The following is a 17,326-nucleotide window of genomic DNA, read 5'->3' on the forward strand; positions in this document are numbered from 1 at the left end:
TGAGTTATCAGGTATCAGTTAATTCTGACTTGTGACTTGTCCTCACACCCCACACCCCACACCCTGTTTACCACTCACCACTCACTATTAAAAATGTTGAAACGGATTGCATCGATTTTACTTGTAGTACTGATGGCGCTGAGTCTATCAAGTTGCGTACTATCAACTGCTGGACTCAAAAGCTTTGTCGATAGCGTTGATGGATATGAGTTTTTGTACCCTAATGGCTGGCTTCCAGTTAAAGTGACAGACGGTCCCGATATCGTATTGCACGATTTGATTGAAACCACAGAAAATGCTTCTGTCGTTATCGGTTCCATCGCAGATGGCAAAACCCTAGCCGATTTGGGAACTCCTGGCGATGTGGGTTATAAACTCGGCAAAAGCGCGATCGCACCCCCCGATTCAGGACGAGAAGCAGAATTAGTCAATGCTGGGCAGCAAGACTATAACGGGAAAACTTACTACATACTAGAATATGCTGTAAAGTTACCCAATCGGCAACAACGGCACAACCTTGCTAGTGTTGCCGTTAGTCGTGGCAAACTCTTTACTTTCAACGCCTCCACCACGGAACAGCGTTGGCAAAAAGCCGCACCAAAGCTACAGCAAATGGTTAAGTCTTTTACAGTATATTAACAGCGCCCGTAAACAACCACTAATCATATTGAGATACGCAGTACAGTGGGCAGGTGGTGAGGCAACCTCACCACCTGCCCACTGTACTGCGTAGAAACGTCATCAATTTATAAGTTCGTATTCCAGTACGTCCGAATTTATGCGTAGGTTATTCTGACAACTGGCATTATGACTCCTGACTTCTGTGAAAAATGACCGAGAATAAATGACCAATGACCGATCGGAATGCTAGATAATAGGAAGGCTTTGTCAATTTCTAGCATTGTCATTACTAACCTGAGTTTGAATCCATAGTTATGCGAACCCACTATTGCGGCGACCTCCGCACAGAAGATATTGGAGCAACAGTTACCCTGTATGGTTGGGTAGACCGTCGCCGCGATCACGGAGGAGTGATTTTCTTAGATTTGCGCGATCGCACGGGACTCGTCCAAATTGTCAGCGATCCCCAACGCACTCCCGATTCATATCGTCAAGCGGAAGCCCTGCGGAACGAGTATGTGGTCTGCATTACGGGTAGAGTTACCCAGCGTCCTCCAGAATCTCTCAACCCCAAGCTACCGACAGGGGAAGTCGAAATCTACGCCGATAAAATTGAGTTGCTCAACGCTGTCAGCAAACAGCTGCCCTTTCAAGTCAGTACGGCTGAAACCGAGCCAGTACGGGAAGAATTGCGCCTCAAGTATCGATATTTAGATTTGCGCCGCGATCGCATGAATCGCAACCTGCAACTACGCCACCAAGTTATCAAAGCCATGCGCCGTTTTCTAGAAGACGCACAAGGCTTCATTGAAATCGAAACACCAGTACTTACCCGTTCTACACCCGAAGGCGCGAGAGACTACTTGGTTCCCAGTCGCGCCAACCCCGGTGAATGGTTTGCCCTGCCACAATCGCCGCAATTATTCAAGCAATTGCTCATGGTATCCGGGTTTGACCGCTACTATCAAATTGCCCGTTGCTTCCGCGATGAAGATTTACGGGCAGATCGTCAGCCAGAATTTACCCAACTAGACATGGAAATGAGTTTCATGTCTCAAGAAGAAATTTTGGAGCTTAATGAAAGTTTAGTTTGTCATATTTTTCAGACAGTTAAAGGGATCGATCTACCCCGTCCTTTCCCCCGCCTCACCTACGCCGAAGCAATGGCACGCTACGGTAGCGATAAACCCGACACCCGCTTCGATCTGGAATTAGTCGATGTCTCCGATCTCGTCAAAGACTCCGGCTTCAAAGTCTTTTCTAGTGCTGTAAAATCTGGCGGGATTGTCAAAATTCTGCCTATTCCCAACGGCAATGAAGCCATTTCCAACGTACGGATCAAACCAGGCGGCGATTTATTTAAGGAAGCCGAAAGCGCAGGTGCAAAGGGACTTGCTTATATTCGCGTCCGTGAAGATGGGGAAATCGACACAATTGGTGCAATTAAAGACAACCTCAGCCCCGAACAAAAACAAGAACTCTTGAGTCGCACTGGGGCAGAACCAGGACACTTATTACTATTTGGTGCTGGAGTTACGGATGTAGTCAACAAAACTCTAGACCGCTTGCGACAAGTTATCGGCTGCGAATTGGGGCATATCGACCCCAGCAAAATCAATTTGTTGTGGGTGACAGATTTCCCCATGTTTGAATGGAATGCCGACGAAAAGCGTCTAGAAGCGTTACACCATCCCTTTACAGCCCCCCATCCCGACGACCTAAACGACCTCAAAACAGCCCGCGCCCAAGCTTACGACTTAATATTCAACGGCTTTGAAGTCGGTGGCGGAAGCTTGCGGATTTATCAACGGGAAGTTCAAGAACAGGTCTTTGCCGCAATTGGCTTGTCGATGGAAGAAGCTTATAACAAGTTTGGCTTTCTCCTAGAAGCATTTGAATACGGCACTCCTCCCCACGGCGGGATCGCCTACGGATTAGACCGTTTGGTAATGTTACTAGCAGGGGAAGAATCAATTCGGGATGCGATCGCTTTTCCAAAAACGCAACAAGCTCGTTGTCTATTAACTGATGCACCCTCTGGAGTGGACGCAAAACAGTTGAAAGAATTACACGTCGCTTCGACTTATCAACCAAAAGTAGGAGTAGGGAGTCAGTGAGTGGCTAGTGACTGGTGGCTAGTGGCTAGTAGTAAATAGGGTGTGGGGTGTGGGGTGTGGGGTGTAGGGAATTTAAATTTCTTTCTCCGCGACTCTCCCTCAGCTCCCCCTGCTCCCAGCTCGTCCCTGCTCCCTCATTTAGGGCAATTGCGATCGCAACTTGAGCAAGAACCGAACTCGATTCAATGTAACCGTTTGCTAAGTTTAGGGCAGAATGTATATACCCGAAACTATCCCTACTAGGTGCTGATTTGTCGCCTACACAGTGCCTTAGTGGGCTTATCCCTACACATAAAATTAGGTTGAATCGCACTCAGGAGGCTGATAGCTAGATGGCTGCTACTGATTTTAAGGATTATTACAGTATTTTGGGAGTCAACAAGACTGCCAGTAACGATGAGATTAAACAGGCTTTTCGCAGGCTAGCCCGTAAATTTCACCCGGATGTGAACCCAGGTAACAAGCAAGCCGAGGCGCGATTCAAGGAAGTTAACGAAGCTTACGAAGTGCTTTCAGATCCAGACAAGCGCCGTAAATACGATCAATTCGGTCAGTACTGGAAGCAAGCCGGACAAACTTGGTCGCCTGGTGGCGCTGGTGCTGGTGGGGTTAATGTTGGTTTCGACGATTTTGAGTTTGGTAGATACGGCAGTTTCGATGAGTTTATCAACGATCTCCTCGGTCGTTTTGGTGGCGCTGGCGCACCTGGCACACCTGGGGCGCGGACTGGTGGGACTCGTCAGACGTATAGTTATACCACTTCTGGGAGAAAATCTTCTGCAACGAGCGGTTTTGACGGTTTCACCGATCCAACGGCTGGTTTTGACGGTTCCGCAGCTAGCACCGACAGAGAAGCAGCGATCGCCCTCACTTTATCAGAAGCGTTTCACGGCGTACAGAAACGGCTGAGTATTGGTAGTGAAACTATTGAAGTCCGCATTCCGCCAGGGGCAAAACCTGGTAGCCGCGTCCGCGTACGGGGCAAGGGTTTAGTTAATCCTGCTACGCAGCAACGAGGCGATTTGTACTTGAAAGTGGACATTCAACTGCACTCTTTCTTCAAGTTTGAAGGCGACAATCTCGTCTGCGAAGTGCCAATTACTCCCGATGAAGCGGTTCTCGGTGCAGCAATTGACGTTCCTACTCCCGATGGTTCTGTCAAGCTTAATGTTCCAGCTGGAGTTCGTTCCGGTCAATCTCTACGTTTACGCGGTAAAGGTTGGACTCTACCAAAAGGTGGACGCACCGATTTGCTAGTAAAAATTGCGATCGTTCCACCCAAAGATTTGAGCAGTACAGAGCGGGAGTATTATGAAAAGATTCGCAGTAGTCGCAGTTTTAATCCCCGCGATCGCTTGCCACAAGTCCACTTATAAATTTATGGGGTGCGTTCGTAACGCACCCTACCAAAACTCAATCAAGTACCGCTAACATTTGCTCTACACTGGCATTGTGGTCGAGGAAAGAAAACAAGTGTTTGTAACGCAATCTGCCCTGTTTATCTAATACAAACTGAGCGGGCAAAGGCGCACCTAGAGCTTGTCCCGTGCTGTATGTTCTAAATACACCACAGCTAGGATCGCTCAGTAATGGCATTCTCAAACCTAAATCTCTGATAACGATCTGACTTTGTTTTTCATCAGTACTTGTAATCATTAATAACTCAATACCGCGCTCGCGAAAGCGATCGTACTTCTCATTCACATCTTTAATATGTGGGAAGCAAAAAGGACAGTACTGCTTTTCCGTAAAAATCCGCGTGAACGCCAAAATAACTGGTTGCTTGCCTCGATATTCCGAAAGCTTGATTTCTCTACCATTGGTAATATCTGGCAATCGGAAGTCTGGTGTTATTGCGCCTAAATCTAGACTGCTAGTAGCTGGAATTGGCAAGAAATTACGAAAAAAACGCTCGTTGAGTAAGCCGCTAAAATCGTTTGAAGTTAGTACCATTTTTCTAAACAGCGTTTTACAAAGCTCTATGTTACACAAATATATCTTACAAAACTATAATGATTTTTGCACTGCTCGAATCCATACTCAATCCATATCCTCAAACAAATACTAGTATTTCAATTGTACGCCAATCGACTTGGTGTCTAGCCTTCAGTAACGTCTTGCAAACGCATTTTTGCGCGAAAAAATATTTGTTTCCTTCACCTAACACCTTAACATCAGCAGGAAAAAACATAACTGAATTTTTCTGTTTCACCAACTTTAAACCAACCCCAGGGGACAACTCGATCGCCTCCTTAATTACCTCTGCTAATACCAATAGATCGGGATAGGTGATCGCTTCTAAAACAATAAAAAAACACTGTAAAGCTGTAGCAAGTTCTTGAAGCGATTTTGCTTGTCTAACTGCCGTATACAAGTCAGAAGAATGCAGCTCGTAACCTATAAATCGCGCATAACTCGCATTGCGGCATTGTGTCCCGCTGCACCAATTACCGAACCTGCGGGGTGGCAACCTGCACTAGCTGAGTATAAACCCTGAATCGGCGTAGCATATGGCAAGCGATCGCTAAATCCAAAAGAATTATCGACGTGATGAATGTGTCCGCGTGTCAAACCAAAATGTTGTTCTAATCTCTGGGGATGGAGGGCAAAAACTTCTTGAACGAGATCGGAAGTACCAGGGGCAAAGCGATCGCAAATTGATAGCAAATGTCTTACATAATTCTCTTCCTCCTCTTCCCAGGTTGTTCCTTGTAATTCGTAAGGAACCCATTGCACGAACAAAGCTGAATTATGATGTCCTTGCCCGTCTTGTAAAGAAGGATCGAGAGTTGTATGAATGTACCATTCAATTGTCGGAAATTCTGGCAATCTTCCCGCTTCCACATCCGCAAAAGCTTGATACAGATGCATCATCACTTCCGATTCGTCCGGTAATAAATGAATCGTCGTGCCGTACTGACCCCGATTTTCAGGCAAACAAGTAAACTGGGGCAGTTCTCGCAAGCACATATTGACTTTAAAAGTCGTACCATCTCGCAAGTAACTATCTAGCCTGCGGTTGTAGTCGCCAGCAAAATTCTCCGTACCGACAAGTTGACGCATCCGAAATGGATCGGCGTTAACAATTACTATTTTAGCAGCAATCTCAGTGCCATCCTGCAAGACGACACCCGTTGCGATATTCTGAGATACTAAAATTTTATCTACGCCGTACCCAGTCTCAATTTTTGCCCCAGCTTTCATCGCCGCCTCTGCCAGACGATTAGTCACAGTCCCCATTCCGCCTCGTACCACCATCCAAGTACCATCACTCCCGGGGAGGCGACACATATTATGGACGAGAAAATTCATCCCCGTACCTGGAGTATCCCAAGTCCCGAATACCCCTGTAAATCCATCAGTGACAGCATACATTGCCTTAACTAAATCGCTTTGAAAATTAAAGCGATCCAGATATTCGCCAACAGACTTGCGGCACAGATCGATAAATATAGATTTTAAATGCGATCGCACGTATTTTTCTGCTGTCTCTTCTATCGATAGCGGTTCCTCTAACCACGTCGGGGCAATATCCTCTCTTAACTGTGTCAGTTCCTCTTGCAGTGCCAAATTTGCTTGCCAATCAGCTTCTGAAAAAAAGGCAGTAAACTGCTGCTGCATCTGTGCCGTATCGGAACCAAACAGTAGGTAGCGCCGATCTGTTGTCGGGACGAAATAGTGAGGATCTCGCCGGATAGTTGGTAGATCGATATCTAAAATTTTCAGTAGTTCTGGTGGCATCAACCCTAATAAATACGCGCCTGTAGAAATACCTAAGTTGGGCGCAGTACGAAAAGGTGTTTCTGTCCGACAAGCCCCACCAATCGCCTGTTTTTCTTCCAGAACTAACACGTTCAATCCCTGACGGGCAAGTAGTAATGCCGCTACTAATCCATTATGCCCAGCGCCGACGATCGCAATATCTACAGAGTGCTTCATACTAAGTGTTTGCGGTCATATGCTGTCACGGATTGAATTCAAGTTCCAGCATTTTGACTTTTGACTTTTGACTTTTGTACGGGCAGGTTTACGAAGAAACTCTACTCAGAACAGACATTTTAAGTAAACCTGTCCCTACAATCTTGACGCACTCTACGCGATCGCGGGGCTAGACTTTAGCAGTTTTTTACGATCGCGCTGTTTTTTCTGCCTTGCCAATATACATGACTGACGTATTATCTGTAATGCTTGCCCTCAAACTACCAGTTCTCTTGTAGTGCCAGAAAGTAGCGATCGCATCCCAGGGTGAACTTCCAAATAGGCTAAAGCCTTTAATGTCAATATTCGTAAAACTCTGCTGTTGCATCAAACTCGTTAACTCCTCTGGTTTGATGAATTTCTCCCAGTCATGAATCCCGCGATCGATCGCTTTGACGACTCCCTCCAAAAACCAAATCATCATCAACTGCGATTGCACAGTCCGGTTTATCGTGTCAAAACAAAACGTTCCTCCAGGCTGCAAGACGCGATGAATTTCCGTGATAGTTTGTTGCCAATTTGTTACGTGTTCTAAGACATCGACACAAACAACCACATCAAAATAGCGATCGGCATAGGGCAGATCTTCGGCATATCCATACTGATAGTCAATCTCGAACCCAGAAGTTGCAGCATGGGCTTTCGCTGTAGCAATACAACTTTGAGAGCGATCGATGCCGAAAACCTTTGCACCCCGTGCAGCTAAAAATTCGCAAGAAAATCCTCCACCACAACCAACATCCAAAACTCTCAGCCCTTGCCAATTGGTTAAATGGCGATCGAAGTACTGAAAGCGAAGGGGATTAAGGCGGTGCAGGGCGTAGATCTTAGCATCAGGTTGCCACCACTGGGCAGCACTGCGATCGTAAAACTCTAAATCGTTTTTTTTCACTAGCAAACAAATCAGTTATCAGTTGTCAGGGAGCAGTTGTCAGGTGTCAATGTAGAGACGTTACTAACGTCTCTACAAAGTTATCAGTTGTCAGTAACCCGCTTTCACGTAGTTTAGCGTTCGTATAGCTTGCTTAAGCGAAGGGGTAGTATAGCGTTCACGTAGTGTAGCGTTCAGCGTCTAGCGCTTAGCATCAACCGTCAACTATCAACCACCAATTACCAATTACCCTTATACAGTCCGCATTGCCACTCTAGCAGCATCAAAGTCTATCAGCTTAGTCATAGCGCCGCTGCTTAAATCTATAGTATAAAGGGCATTTGGTTGTATATATCTCTGTGCGCCAAAAGCAATCAGCTGGTTAGCATTGTTGCATAGTAGGCTTTGCAAGCCATTACCCCAAGAGTTGTTATTCAACCACAATTGTACTAACGGCGTGACACTAGCTTGCGCTAAGTTAATTCTGACTAGAGTAGTAGCACCGTTAGCAACGGCAGTGGTATAAATCGTGCCGTTGGGACAGATTGCTAAGGTACTATATTTTTGGTCAGATGGTAGGCTGAGTCTGACATTAAAAGTTCCCGTATTGGGGTTAACTTCTACCAGTCTTACAGGTGGTGTCCCGTTCTTATTGGCGACCAAACCAAGCAGCGTGCCATCTGGAGTTACCATCAAACTTTCGAGTCTTTGCTGGGGTGTAAGTCCTGAAACTGTCACATCGGCGCGAGATATCCCAGGAAAGCTGAGACGTGTCGGGTTTCTGCCTTTCCTTCTACTGGTTCTAGCAGGAGTTATGGCAACTACAGGCGTACCATCAATTAAGTAGGCAAAACCGCTAATACTCTCATCCGTGGGTATTACAGATGTTACCCCCCCCTGCCTTCTCCCTGTTGGCAAGTCGATCGAGCTAATAATGACTTGTTGGGATGTATCAGAGGTATCGGAGGCATCGCCTGTTTCCACAGAAGGACTAGAAACATCGGTACGACTAGAATCTGGGGTAGTAACAGTTCCCCTAGAACTAATGCCCGCGATCGTCAAACCTGACGTTTGTGCCGAGGTTTTGCTAGCTAGATAGCTAAATCCGGCAATTGTAGTTGTGGCGATCGCCAATTGTCCAAACCGACGACGAGAAATTCTAATTTCCATGTGGAGTGAGTAGTGAAACTACAAATGACTAATGACTAATTACCCAACCCTTATCCATCTAGCCACTGAAGGTACGCGACTGTTATTGCTGACGAACAACATGTACCAGCCAGCAGGGGCAATATTGCGATTAGATGTCAGAGTCACGGATAAGGAGGTGCTGGTTCTAGAGGCGATCGGCACATCTACCAGCCGTTGTTCTGTATCTAGTCCGTGCGTTGTTGCCATTGGTCTAATTAGGCTTACCCATTGGATGTTCTGTGCCTGGGGGGTTGTAACCGTGAATGTATTGCCCAAGGAGATTTCTGCGGGTGCATTCTGAATTGTCGGTCGCGTTTGCGAGATGTAAGGCGGGCTGTAAATTTCAATTTGCCTATCCTCACAAGGTAGAGGTGGCGAACTACCTGGAAGGTTGCCATTGCTATCGCATTCATTTAACCGCCTGGGATTACCACCCGTGGTGACAACTCTGCCATCTGGTAGCAGTAAGGCAACCGAGTGATAGAGGCGAACTCGGCTAGCTGGAGCTGTTAGCGTCCAAGTATTATCGATCGGGTCGTAGATCTCTGCGGTCAGTGTAGCAGCATTCCCAGCTTCATCAAATCCGCTCCCGTTACAAACTAAAACCGTGCGATCGGGCAGAATTACGGCGTTGTGGTGCTTGCGAGCAAAGTTGAGCGATGGTGCAGCTGCATATGCAGGGGTACTTGCGTTTAAGTTGATGATACTGACTCTATTGGTTGCCTGATTGGGATTTCCACCCCCAATCACCATGACTCGTTGGTCTTGAGCTGGTGGAAGCAGTACGCTAGCAGCTTGAGCGCCAGAGTCAGGCTGTTGCAATGCACCTACGGGTGTTTCAGTAATTCGTTGATTGAAGTTTCCTGGTAAGGTGAGCAGGCGAGCGGAAACACCATTGTTAAAGGCAAAATAGCCTCCTGTATAAAAAACCTGCCCCGTAGCGGTCAAGATCAGATGGGCGTAAAGCTCGAAAGGACTGGTAGCTTGAGAAAAAGCTCTCCAAGAGCTGGAATATATTTCTGGGTTGATCGCTAGATTGCCATTCACATCCAGCCCCGATAAGGCAAAAATTCGACCGTTGCCCAGCGTTAGAACTGTAGGATACCAGCGACCATACTTCATTGAGGCTATGGCTGTCAGCTGCTCGTTACTCGGATCGAATAAAAAAGCAGAGGTTGCTCCATAGAAAGGGTCGTATTGCAGAGTTCCACCTGCAATCATTAAGCGACCGTCAGCGCGAAACGATTGTCCGGCACAGAAAAGATCGATGGGCAATCCAGATGGATCAGTTGGTGGCGATTGGCTGGTAAACGTGCCGCTATTTACATCCCAAACTACGCTGTTGAAGGGAGAATTAATTCGCGTGGGGTTATTTCCCGAACCAGTGAAGAAAAAGACTTTTCCCGTTCGTAGTAATGCCGCATGGACGGGGTTGAGCGGGACTTGATAGGACAGAAGTTGCCAGCTACCTACACCACTACCTTGGGCTATGAGCGTCCTAGCGTCAGGTTTCTTGGTAGGTAAATTAAGTAGTTCATGCTGAATCACTTAAATTTGTATCCTCCTGATGTCAGTTATCAGTTATCAGTTATTCCGTTATCAGTTATTCCGTTATCAGTTATCAGCGATCGGTACAGTGAGGTGATATTGTGCCGCACCTTTCTATCACCATTAGCTAATAGCTAATAGCTCATAACTCATTACTCGTAATTGATGGCTAATTGCGATCGCGTCGATCGCCTCTGTGCTAACTATCTGTATTAATTAGTTTTGTCTCTGTTTGACTTCAGCCCTAAAATGAAGACAAAAAACTCTGATGACTGCTTTTAGCCTAAACTTTACTCTTGATTTGTGGTAGAGCCAACATTCAAATGCTTGCCGAGAGCCAATCGACAATTTTCTCGGTTAAGTCTGAAAGCAACTTTAATCCGCGAATATTTTCTCAATATACACGACATATTATCAAACTCAACTATTTTTTTGACAAAGTTTGTATCGAAAAATCATACATTTTATTCGTGCAAATTTTGCACGTTTGGTTTGAATTTTTGCAAAAACTTTGTCTTTCTTGAAACAAAAGTAGGAGAAAATAGCCAAGCTCTAACAAGAGTTAGAAAGAGGCAATCTTAACTAATTTGTCTTATTTGTTTAAAGGAATAATACAGCAAATCTGCGGTCGGGTAAAACAGAATTTGATTTAGTTTTTTTAAGTATTTTGTCAAAAAAACTACTTTACTTAACGAGTATTTCAATCATAAAAGAAAAGATTTTGCCAAAAAATTCTCTGCCAACTCAAGTTGCGATCGAAACTCTAGAGAGTCGCTACAATGAAAGTTTGATGCTTCAGCCACTTATATGCCTTTGCCAATTGTTGCCATAGTCGGTCGCCCTAATGTGGGCAAATCTACGCTTGCTAATCGTCTGGCTGGAGTACAGGAGGCGATCGTGTATGACGAACCAGGCGTGACTCGCGATCGCACGTACATGCCTGCTTACTGGTGCGATCGCGAATTTTTGGTAGTCGATACAGGCGGCTTGGTCTTCGACGACGACACCGAATTTTTACCCCTGATCCGACAGCAGGTCATGGCAGCTTTGAGCGAAGCCAGTGCAGTACTATTTGTCGTTGACGGTCAAACCGGACCACTGCCAGCCGATGAGGAAGTGGCGGCGTGGTTGCGGCAACAATCCTTACCCGTGCTACTTGCTGTCAATAAATGTGAATCACCCGAACAAGGTCTGATGCAGGCAGCGCAGTTTTGGGAACTAGGACTAGGCGAACCGTATGCTGTCTCTGGCATTCATGGCAACGGTACGGGAGATTTGTTAGACCAACTGATCGCCCACTTACCCCAACCAGGAGAAATTACTCCAACCAATGAGATTGCTGTAGCGATTGTCGGTAGACCGAACGTTGGTAAATCTAGCTTGTTAAACGCTTTTGTCGGCGAAAGTCGAGCGATCGTCAGTCCAATTTCCGGTACAACACGTGATTCAATCGATACCGTAGTCGAACACCAAGGTCAAACCTATCGCTTAATCGATACAGCCGGAATTCGCAAAAAGAAAAACGTCGAATACGGACCCGAATTTTTTGGCATCAATCGTGCTTTTAAGGCAATTCGCCGCGCTGACGTGGTTTTACTCGTCATTGATGCGCTTGACGGCGTGACCGAACAAGACCAAAAACTCGCCGGACGTATAGTTGAAGAAGGACGGGCTTGCGTTCTGGTCGTGAACAAGTGGGATGCGATCGAAAAAGATACATACACAATTTACGACTACGAAAAAAACCTGCGAGATCGAATGCAGTTTCTAGACTGGGCAGAGGCAATTTTTGTCAGTGCCATGACCGGACAACGAGTAGAAAAAATTTTAGAATTAGTAGACCGAGCCGCCGAATCTCACAAGCGGCGCGTCTCTACAGCAGTTGTCAACGAAGTAATTGAAGAGGCTTTGAGGTGGCATTCTCCCCCAGTAAATCGCCAAGGACGACAAGGAAGAATTTATTATGGCACGCAAGTCAGCGTTCAACCCCCAGCGATCGCATTATTCGTCAACGATGCCAAGCGCTTCAACGACAACTACCGTCGATACATCGAACGACAGTTTCGCCAACAACTAGGTTTTACTGGCACGCCGATTCGGTTATTCTGGCGTAGCAAACAAGCCCGCGACGTAGAAAAAAGCACAAATCGCGCTACCCGCGTGTAGGGGGGTGAGGAGCGAGGAGTGAGGAGTGAGGGGAATTCGGAATTCGGAATTAAATTCTCTGCGACTCTTCCTTAGCTCCCTGAGATCCCTCAGTTTCCTCACTTGATTTAGTCCCTCACTCCTCATCCCTGACTCCTCACTCCTAGTTAAAATGGACTTACTGCGATCGCTACCCATAGGGTTATATCTAGAACAACCGATTGCTTGGCTACATCGACTCGATCCGAGGGTGAAGTTGGCTTGGTTGCTCAGCTTTTTAGCAGCGCCAATTATGGCAAACTCTCTCTACCGAGTAAGTTTAGTCATCTTGCTCATTTTGATTACTTTAACAGCAGGGATTCCCTGGCGAGTTTGGCGACAACAAATGGGTTGGCTGCTCACGTTGTCGTTTTTCGTCTTGATTTTGGGCGCGGTCAGTCCTGACGGTTTAGGCGTAGATCCTCAACCCCGCTTGCCAACTGCCGAACAGGGTCAGATCTTGGTTTTGGGTAATGAGTTTGATGCGAGAGTCGGGAGCAGGGAGCAGGGAGCAGGGAGCAGGGGAGCGGAGGGGCAGAGGAGCGACAAACAACTACCAACTACCAACTACCAACTACCAACAGACTACCAATACGTATTGTTTCAATATTGGATAATTACGGTAACGCGCCGCTCGGTCGAGCTGGCATTACGCTTGAGTACGAGCCTGTTTACTTTGATTTACAGCACGAATTTATATTTACTCACAACCGCACCAGAAGAAATTACCGCAGGTTTGGAAAGCTTGATGCTACCTTTGCGACGGTTTAAATTGCCCGTAACTGAAATTGCGCTGACTCTAACGCTGTCATTGCGATTTATTCCCCTGGTGATGGAAGAAGTGCAAAATCTGATTCGTTCCGTGCGAACCCGGGCAATAAATTGGAAAAAGCTAGGCATCAAGGGAGCATTGCGGGTGTGGATGGTAGTGGCAGAACGATTGCTAGAAAACTTACTTCTGAGAGCCGAACAAATGGCTAAAGCAATGACGGTAAGGGGATTTACCACTCCGAATACTCATCGCGTTCAATGGCATCAGCTGCGCTTTGCTGCTAGAGACTGGATTGCCTTGGTGTGTTTGGTTGCATTTTGGGCAATACGTCTAACTTGGGGTAATGAGGTTTGAAATGAAACCCATGCAGCCTTGGTATTGGCGATCGCTTCCTTTAGAACAACGTAGCGGTGCTGAAGTATTTGCAGCCCTATTTCGCCCCGATGCCAATCCAGACGCGATCGCAACTCTACTAGAGAGTCCTGCTCCAATATCTCAAGACCGTTCTCAACTGGCGCGTTACTCTATCTGTGCTGGCACACCCCGCATTATCGACGGACAGCCGCAACTGTGGACACCACCTGTTGGAGAAATTTTGCCATTCTTGCAGCAGCTATTGCAATGTAAGGGAGCAGGGAGCAGGGAGCAGGGAGCAGGGGGGGGAAAGAGCTGGGGAGTTGGGGAGCAATTCCAGCCACTAGCCACCAGCCACTAGCCACTAGCCACTCACTCGACTCCCGACTCCCGATTCCCGACTCCCTCCCTTTTACTGGAGGATGGCTGGGTTGGTTGGGTTACGATCTGGCTTGGGAGATTGAAAAGTTACCCTATGTAAAATCAGATCCCTTACCATTTCCTGTTGCTTATTGGTACGAGCCTGAGTGTTTCGCCGTTCTCGACCACTTAGAACAAATTTTGTGGCTGGCTGTTTCCGTACCACAGCAGTTAGACGATTTACAAGAGCGACTTGAAAAGTCAGAAGTCAAAAGTCAAAAGTCAAAAGTTAAAAATAATTCCGAATTCCGAATTCTGTCAGCCGAAGGCGAAGCGCAGCGTTATTCCGAATTCTTACTACTCACCCATCAAGAAGAATACGAAACGGCTGTCTGCCGAGCAAAAAAGTACATTCAAGCTGGAGACATTTTTCAGGCAAATCTTTCTTTGCGCTTTGAAACCAGCACGATCGCTAGTAGTTGGCAAATTTATCAAGCACTGCAACAAATTAATCCGTCTCCCTTTGCTAGTTATTGGCAGACTCCTTGGGGAGCGGTCATTAGCTGTTCGCCAGAAAGATTGGTGCAATTACGAGATCGTCAAGTCCAAACAAGACCAATTGCAGGCACGCGATCGCGAGGAGCCACTCCCGCACAAGACTGCGATTTAGCTCAAGAGTTGTTAAGCAATACTAAGGAAATTGCCGAACATATCATGCTCGTAGATTTGGAACGTAACGATCTAGGGCGCGTCTGCGAATGGGGTTCTGTCGTCGTTGATGAATTATTAGCGATCGAGCGATACAGTCACGTCATGCATCTTGTGAGTAATATTACTGGCACTCTCAAACCAGAATACAATGCGATCGATTTAATTCGCGCCGCGTTTCCTGGAGGTACGATTACTGGCTGTCCTAAAGTCCGTTGCATGGAAATTATTGAAGAATTGGAGCCAGTCCGCCGCAGCTTGTTTTACGGCTCCTGCGGTTACTTAGACTGGCGCGGTCATTTAGACTTGAATATTTTGATTCGGACTCTGCTGTATAGCAGGGAGCAGGGAGCAGGGAGCAGGGAGACAAGGGAGAGAAGAGAGCTGAGGGAGCAATTACAAGTCACAAGTCACAAGTCAACCCCACACCCCATTCACAACTCCCGCAATAAAGTTTGGGGACAAGTTGGAGCGGGGATCGTTGCTGACAGCGACCCCGAGCGAGAATGGTATGAGTCTTTGCACAAAGCTCAAGCCCAAATCATCGCCTTGAAAAGGACTGAAGAATGAAGTCGTAAGTCGCGCATTCGCGAGTAATTCCCCCTGCTCCCAGCTCGTCCCTGCTCCCTTTCTTCACTGACAACAGATGCTACGTTTAGGAACCGATATTATTTACATTCCTCGAATTGAGAAGGTTATAGAACAATTTGGCGATCGCTTTTTGCAGCGCGTCTACACGCCCAACGAGCTGCTGGATTGTCGTTACGAGCTAAATTCCCCTAATCGTAATGCGATGAATAAACTAGCTGGTCGATGGGCGGCGAAGGAAGCTGTGGTCAAAGCTTTGGGGACTGGCTGGCTAGGCGTGGGTTACACTGACGTTGAGATTTGCCGTCAACCGAGTGGCGTTCCTACCGTGCAACTACACGGACGAGCGCTAGCGATCGTAAATTCTTGGGGACAGTTGCAGTGGCAGTTGAGTTTGAGTCATGACGGAGACTACGCGATCGCTACGGCGCTCCTCGTCTGTTCTTAGGAGCGATCGCCTTGAGAATGCGATCGCAGCCAGCAGCTTTATAGTTCTACATAAAGACAGAAGAATTTAGAAATTATCTCAATAAACTTAAAACAAATTGTGAATAATGAAATACAAATTACAAATTTAGACAATCGATCTACTTCACTGCCATAAAATACATGTTTTAAGCTGCGATCGCTGTTGATGAATACAGAAAATTATTTGAATCATCCTACATTTGGGTTGTTATTCCGCATCTGCCTTTTGGAGGAACATCAAGAAGTTTTCACCACGCTCTACGCCCAGCGCTTGTTTTTTTTAGTGACGATTGAAGCTTCAGGGATGAAATTCGAGCCAGTGAGTCGTTCTGAAGCTCGCTTACTATTGGAGACTCGACTGCGATTCTTACGTCGTAACGGTCAATACCAAGAGTACGATCGATTACAGAAGATTTTGCAAGCCACCTTCCAATGACTAATCAGATTGCCGAACGTATTGCGCTTATCCGTCAACAACTACCAGCTACCGTCCGGTTAATCGCCGTCACCAAGCAGGTATCCGTAGAGGCGATGCGAGTAGCATATCAAGCTGGAATTCGGGATTTTGGCGAAAGTCGCATTCAAGAAGCCGCTAGCAAACAGCAACAATTACAAGATTTACCAGACATCACTTGGCACTTGATTGGTAGTTTGCAAAGCAACAAAGCCAAAAGAGCTGTAGAACTTTTTCAATGGATTCATTCTCTCGATAGCTTAAAGTTGGCTCAACGTCTAGACCGAATGGCACAAGAGTTATGTTGCCGTCCTCAAATGTGTTTGCAGGTCAAAATTCTCAGCGATCCGAATAAGTCCGGTTGGACTATTCCCGACTTGTTAGCCAGCTTACCAGAACTAAATCGCTGTCGTAACCTGCAAATCGAAGGCTTGATGGCAATTCCACCCTTAGATTTGAATGATGCCGAAATTCTCAATCTCTTCGAGCAAACTCGCGATTTAGCTGACAAAATTCGGCAGCAACACTGGTCTAATCTTCAGATGCAGCAGTTATCAATGGGAATGTCTGACGATTACCAATTAGCCGTCCAAGCTGGAGCAACGATGGTACGTTTAGGACGGATAATTTTTGGCGATCGCAGTTATCAGTGACCAGGGAGCAGTGACCAGGGAGCAGTGTAGAGACGTTGCATGCAACGTCTCTACAAACATGTAACGTCTGTACAAAAAAGCGATCGGTGACCGGCGAGCAGTTATTAGCGATCGGTTATCAGTTGACTTCTCGCATAAACCTTGATTCTCAATCTCCGATCCATGCTTTCGCATGTCAAATAACTTTTTGAAGAAAAACCAAAGTGAATATTAAAAATTTCCGAAAAATAGACTTGACAACTGTATACTGTGAAGTCAAAATTCTAGCTGAGAAATAACCGAAACTTGTAAATTTGACTACAAAAAAGGCGATTTATCAAATTTCAAGAATTGCTAAGATTCGCAGTGAAACCTCAAAAAGGCGGATAACATGAACGCCAACTTCCTAAATCATTGCTTATTTGGTAGTTGCTCGAAACGGTTTTTCCCAGTAGATTTGTAGCGTGTAACGCAAGGGAG

18 protein-coding genes are annotated in these 17,326 nt (G+C 46.4%); 11 read left to right on the forward strand and 7 right to left on the reverse strand.

The features are described 5' to 3' along the window. Window positions 1-93: 93 nt before the first annotated feature. A complete protein-coding gene (gene psbP / locus N4J56_RS06865; RefSeq protein ID WP_317105780.1) occupies window positions 94-639 on the forward strand; it encodes a photosystem II reaction center PsbP in 546 nt (181 codons plus the stop codon). Window positions 640-776: 137 nt separating this feature from the next. Here the strand turns inward: psbP and N4J56_RS06870 are convergent, their stop codons facing one another. Then, window positions 777-908 (reverse strand): hypothetical protein, encoded by a 132-nt coding sequence (locus tag N4J56_RS06870; RefSeq protein ID WP_317105781.1) that lies wholly within the window; start codon window positions 906-908, stop codon window positions 777-779. Window positions 909-935: 27 nt separating this feature from the next. Between N4J56_RS06870 and aspS the strand changes: the two genes are divergently transcribed. Together aspS and N4J56_RS06880 are read left to right on the forward strand one after the other, a co-directional pair. Next, complete coding sequence (aspS, locus tag N4J56_RS06875; RefSeq protein ID WP_317105782.1) at window positions 936-2,738, forward strand: aspartate--tRNA ligase; 1,803 nt, start codon at window positions 936-938, stop codon at window positions 2,736-2,738. Window positions 2,739-3,070: 332 nt separating this feature from the next. Next, window positions 3,071-4,114, forward strand: coding sequence for a J domain-containing protein (locus tag N4J56_RS06880; RefSeq protein ID WP_317105783.1), 1,044 nt, complete (start codon window positions 3,071-3,073; stop codon window positions 4,112-4,114). Window positions 4,115-4,151: 37 nt separating this feature from the next. Here the strand turns inward: N4J56_RS06880 and N4J56_RS06885 are convergent, their stop codons facing one another. The 6 genes from N4J56_RS06885 to N4J56_RS06910 form a co-directional block, all read right to left on the reverse strand. Continuing rightward, a complete protein-coding gene (locus tag N4J56_RS06885; RefSeq protein WP_317105784.1) occupies window positions 4,152-4,691 on the reverse strand; it encodes a peroxiredoxin family protein in 540 nt (179 codons plus the stop codon). A gap of 100 nt (window positions 4,692-4,791) precedes the next feature. Then, window positions 4,792-5,112, reverse strand: a complete 321-nt coding sequence (locus N4J56_RS06890; protein WP_317105785.1) for a hypothetical protein — start codon at window positions 5,110-5,112, stop codon at window positions 4,792-4,794. Window positions 5,113-5,135: 23 nt separating this feature from the next. Next, window positions 5,136-6,677 (reverse strand): NAD(P)/FAD-dependent oxidoreductase, encoded by a 1,542-nt coding sequence (locus N4J56_RS06895; RefSeq protein ID WP_317105786.1) that lies wholly within the window; start codon window positions 6,675-6,677, stop codon window positions 5,136-5,138. A 187-nt stretch (window positions 6,678-6,864) separates the two neighbouring features. Further along, window positions 6,865-7,608, reverse strand: coding sequence for a bifunctional 2-polyprenyl-6-hydroxyphenol methylase/3-demethylubiquinol 3-O-methyltransferase UbiG (gene ubiG, locus N4J56_RS06900; protein WP_317105787.1), 744 nt, complete (start codon window positions 7,606-7,608; stop codon window positions 6,865-6,867). A gap of 231 nt (window positions 7,609-7,839) precedes the next feature. Continuing rightward, entirely contained in the window at window positions 7,840-8,757 is a 918-nt protein-coding gene (locus tag N4J56_RS06905; protein WP_317105788.1) for a hypothetical protein, read from the reverse strand. 39 nt (window positions 8,758-8,796) lie between these two features. Then, window positions 8,797-10,326: a galactose oxidase-like domain-containing protein gene (locus N4J56_RS06910; RefSeq protein WP_317105789.1), complete on the reverse strand. Its 1,530-nt coding sequence runs from the start codon at window positions 10,324-10,326 to the stop codon at window positions 8,797-8,799. Here N4J56_RS06910 and N4J56_RS06915 point away from each other — a divergent pair. The 8 genes from N4J56_RS06915 (at window position 10,315) to N4J56_RS06950 (ending at window position 16,867) form a co-directional block, all read left to right on the forward strand. Continuing rightward, entirely contained in the window at window positions 10,315-10,464 is a 150-nt protein-coding gene (locus tag N4J56_RS06915) for a hypothetical protein (RefSeq protein ID WP_317105790.1), read from the forward strand. The two genes, N4J56_RS06910 and N4J56_RS06915, sit on opposite strands and share 12 nt — an antisense overlap. A 669-nt stretch (window positions 10,465-11,133) precedes the next feature. Further along, a complete protein-coding gene (gene der, locus N4J56_RS06920; RefSeq protein ID WP_317105791.1) occupies window positions 11,134-12,492 on the forward strand; it encodes a ribosome biogenesis GTPase Der in 1,359 nt (452 codons plus the stop codon). 151 nt (window positions 12,493-12,643) lie between these two features. Beyond that, on the forward strand, window positions 12,644-13,636 hold the full coding sequence (locus N4J56_RS06925; RefSeq protein WP_317105792.1) for an energy-coupling factor transporter transmembrane protein EcfT: 993 nt from the start codon (window positions 12,644-12,646) through the stop codon (window positions 13,634-13,636). Window position 13,637: 1 nt separating this feature from the next. Beyond that, a complete protein-coding gene (locus tag N4J56_RS06930; RefSeq protein WP_317105793.1) occupies window positions 13,638-13,997 on the forward strand; it encodes a hypothetical protein in 360 nt (119 codons plus the stop codon). 74 nt (window positions 13,998-14,071) lie between these two features. Next, window positions 14,072-15,274, forward strand: coding sequence for an anthranilate synthase component I (locus N4J56_RS06935; protein WP_317105794.1), 1,203 nt, complete (start codon window positions 14,072-14,074; stop codon window positions 15,272-15,274). Window positions 15,275-15,350: 76 nt separating this feature from the next. Beyond that, on the forward strand, window positions 15,351-15,740 hold the full coding sequence (acpS, locus tag N4J56_RS06940; protein WP_317105795.1) for a holo-ACP synthase: 390 nt from the start codon (window positions 15,351-15,353) through the stop codon (window positions 15,738-15,740). Window positions 15,741-15,926: 186 nt separating this feature from the next. Continuing rightward, entirely contained in the window at window positions 15,927-16,196 is a 270-nt protein-coding gene (gene pipX / locus N4J56_RS06945) for a transcriptional coactivator PipX (protein WP_317105796.1), read from the forward strand. Beyond that, the gene (locus N4J56_RS06950; protein ID WP_317105797.1) at window positions 16,193-16,867 is read left to right on the forward strand and encodes a YggS family pyridoxal phosphate-dependent enzyme; all 675 of its coding nucleotides are present in this window, start codon (window positions 16,193-16,195) and stop codon (window positions 16,865-16,867) included. Before pipX ends, N4J56_RS06950 begins: the two co-directional genes overlap by 4 nt. Window positions 16,868-17,326 lie beyond the last annotated feature (459 nt).

It is taken from the genome of Chroococcidiopsis sp. SAG 2025, assembly GCF_032860985.1.
GTDB lineage: Bacteria > Cyanobacteriota > Cyanobacteriia > Cyanobacteriales > Chroococcidiopsidaceae > Chroococcidiopsis.

Bases quoted from the DNA above. Each gene is read 5' to 3' on its own strand.
- der (WP_317105791.1), top strand. From the start codon at position 11,134: ATGCCTTTGCCAATTGTTGCCATAGTCGGTCGCCCTAATGTGGGCAAA.
- N4J56_RS06915 (WP_317105790.1), top strand. From the start codon at position 10,315: ATGCTGAATCACTTAAATTTGTATCCTCCTGATGTCAGTTATCAGTTA.
- psbP (WP_317105780.1), top strand. From the start codon at position 94: ATGTTGAAACGGATTGCATCGATTTTACTTGTAGTACTGATGGCGCTG.
- N4J56_RS06870 (WP_317105781.1), bottom strand. From the start codon at position 908: ATGACAATGCTAGAAATTGACAAAGCCTTCCTATTATCTAGCATTCCG.
- N4J56_RS06885 (WP_317105784.1), bottom strand. From the start codon at position 4,691: ATGGTACTAACTTCAAACGATTTTAGCGGCTTACTCAACGAGCGTTTT.
- pipX (WP_317105796.1), top strand. From the start codon at position 15,927: ATGAATACAGAAAATTATTTGAATCATCCTACATTTGGGTTGTTATTC.
- N4J56_RS06925 (WP_317105792.1), top strand. From the start codon at position 12,644: ATGGACTTACTGCGATCGCTACCCATAGGGTTATATCTAGAACAACCG.
- N4J56_RS06950 (WP_317105797.1), top strand. From the start codon at position 16,193: ATGACTAATCAGATTGCCGAACGTATTGCGCTTATCCGTCAACAACTA.
- N4J56_RS06895 (WP_317105786.1), bottom strand. From the start codon at position 6,677: ATGAAGCACTCTGTAGATATTGCGATCGTCGGCGCTGGGCATAATGGA.
- acpS (WP_317105795.1), top strand. From the start codon at position 15,351: ATGCTACGTTTAGGAACCGATATTATTTACATTCCTCGAATTGAGAAG.
- N4J56_RS06905 (WP_317105788.1), bottom strand. From the start codon at position 8,757: ATGGAAATTAGAATTTCTCGTCGTCGGTTTGGACAATTGGCGATCGCC.
- N4J56_RS06880 (WP_317105783.1), top strand. From the start codon at position 3,071: ATGGCTGCTACTGATTTTAAGGATTATTACAGTATTTTGGGAGTCAAC.
- N4J56_RS06930 (WP_317105793.1), top strand. From the start codon at position 13,638: ATGAAACCCATGCAGCCTTGGTATTGGCGATCGCTTCCTTTAGAACAA.
- aspS (WP_317105782.1), top strand. From the start codon at position 936: ATGCGAACCCACTATTGCGGCGACCTCCGCACAGAAGATATTGGAGCA.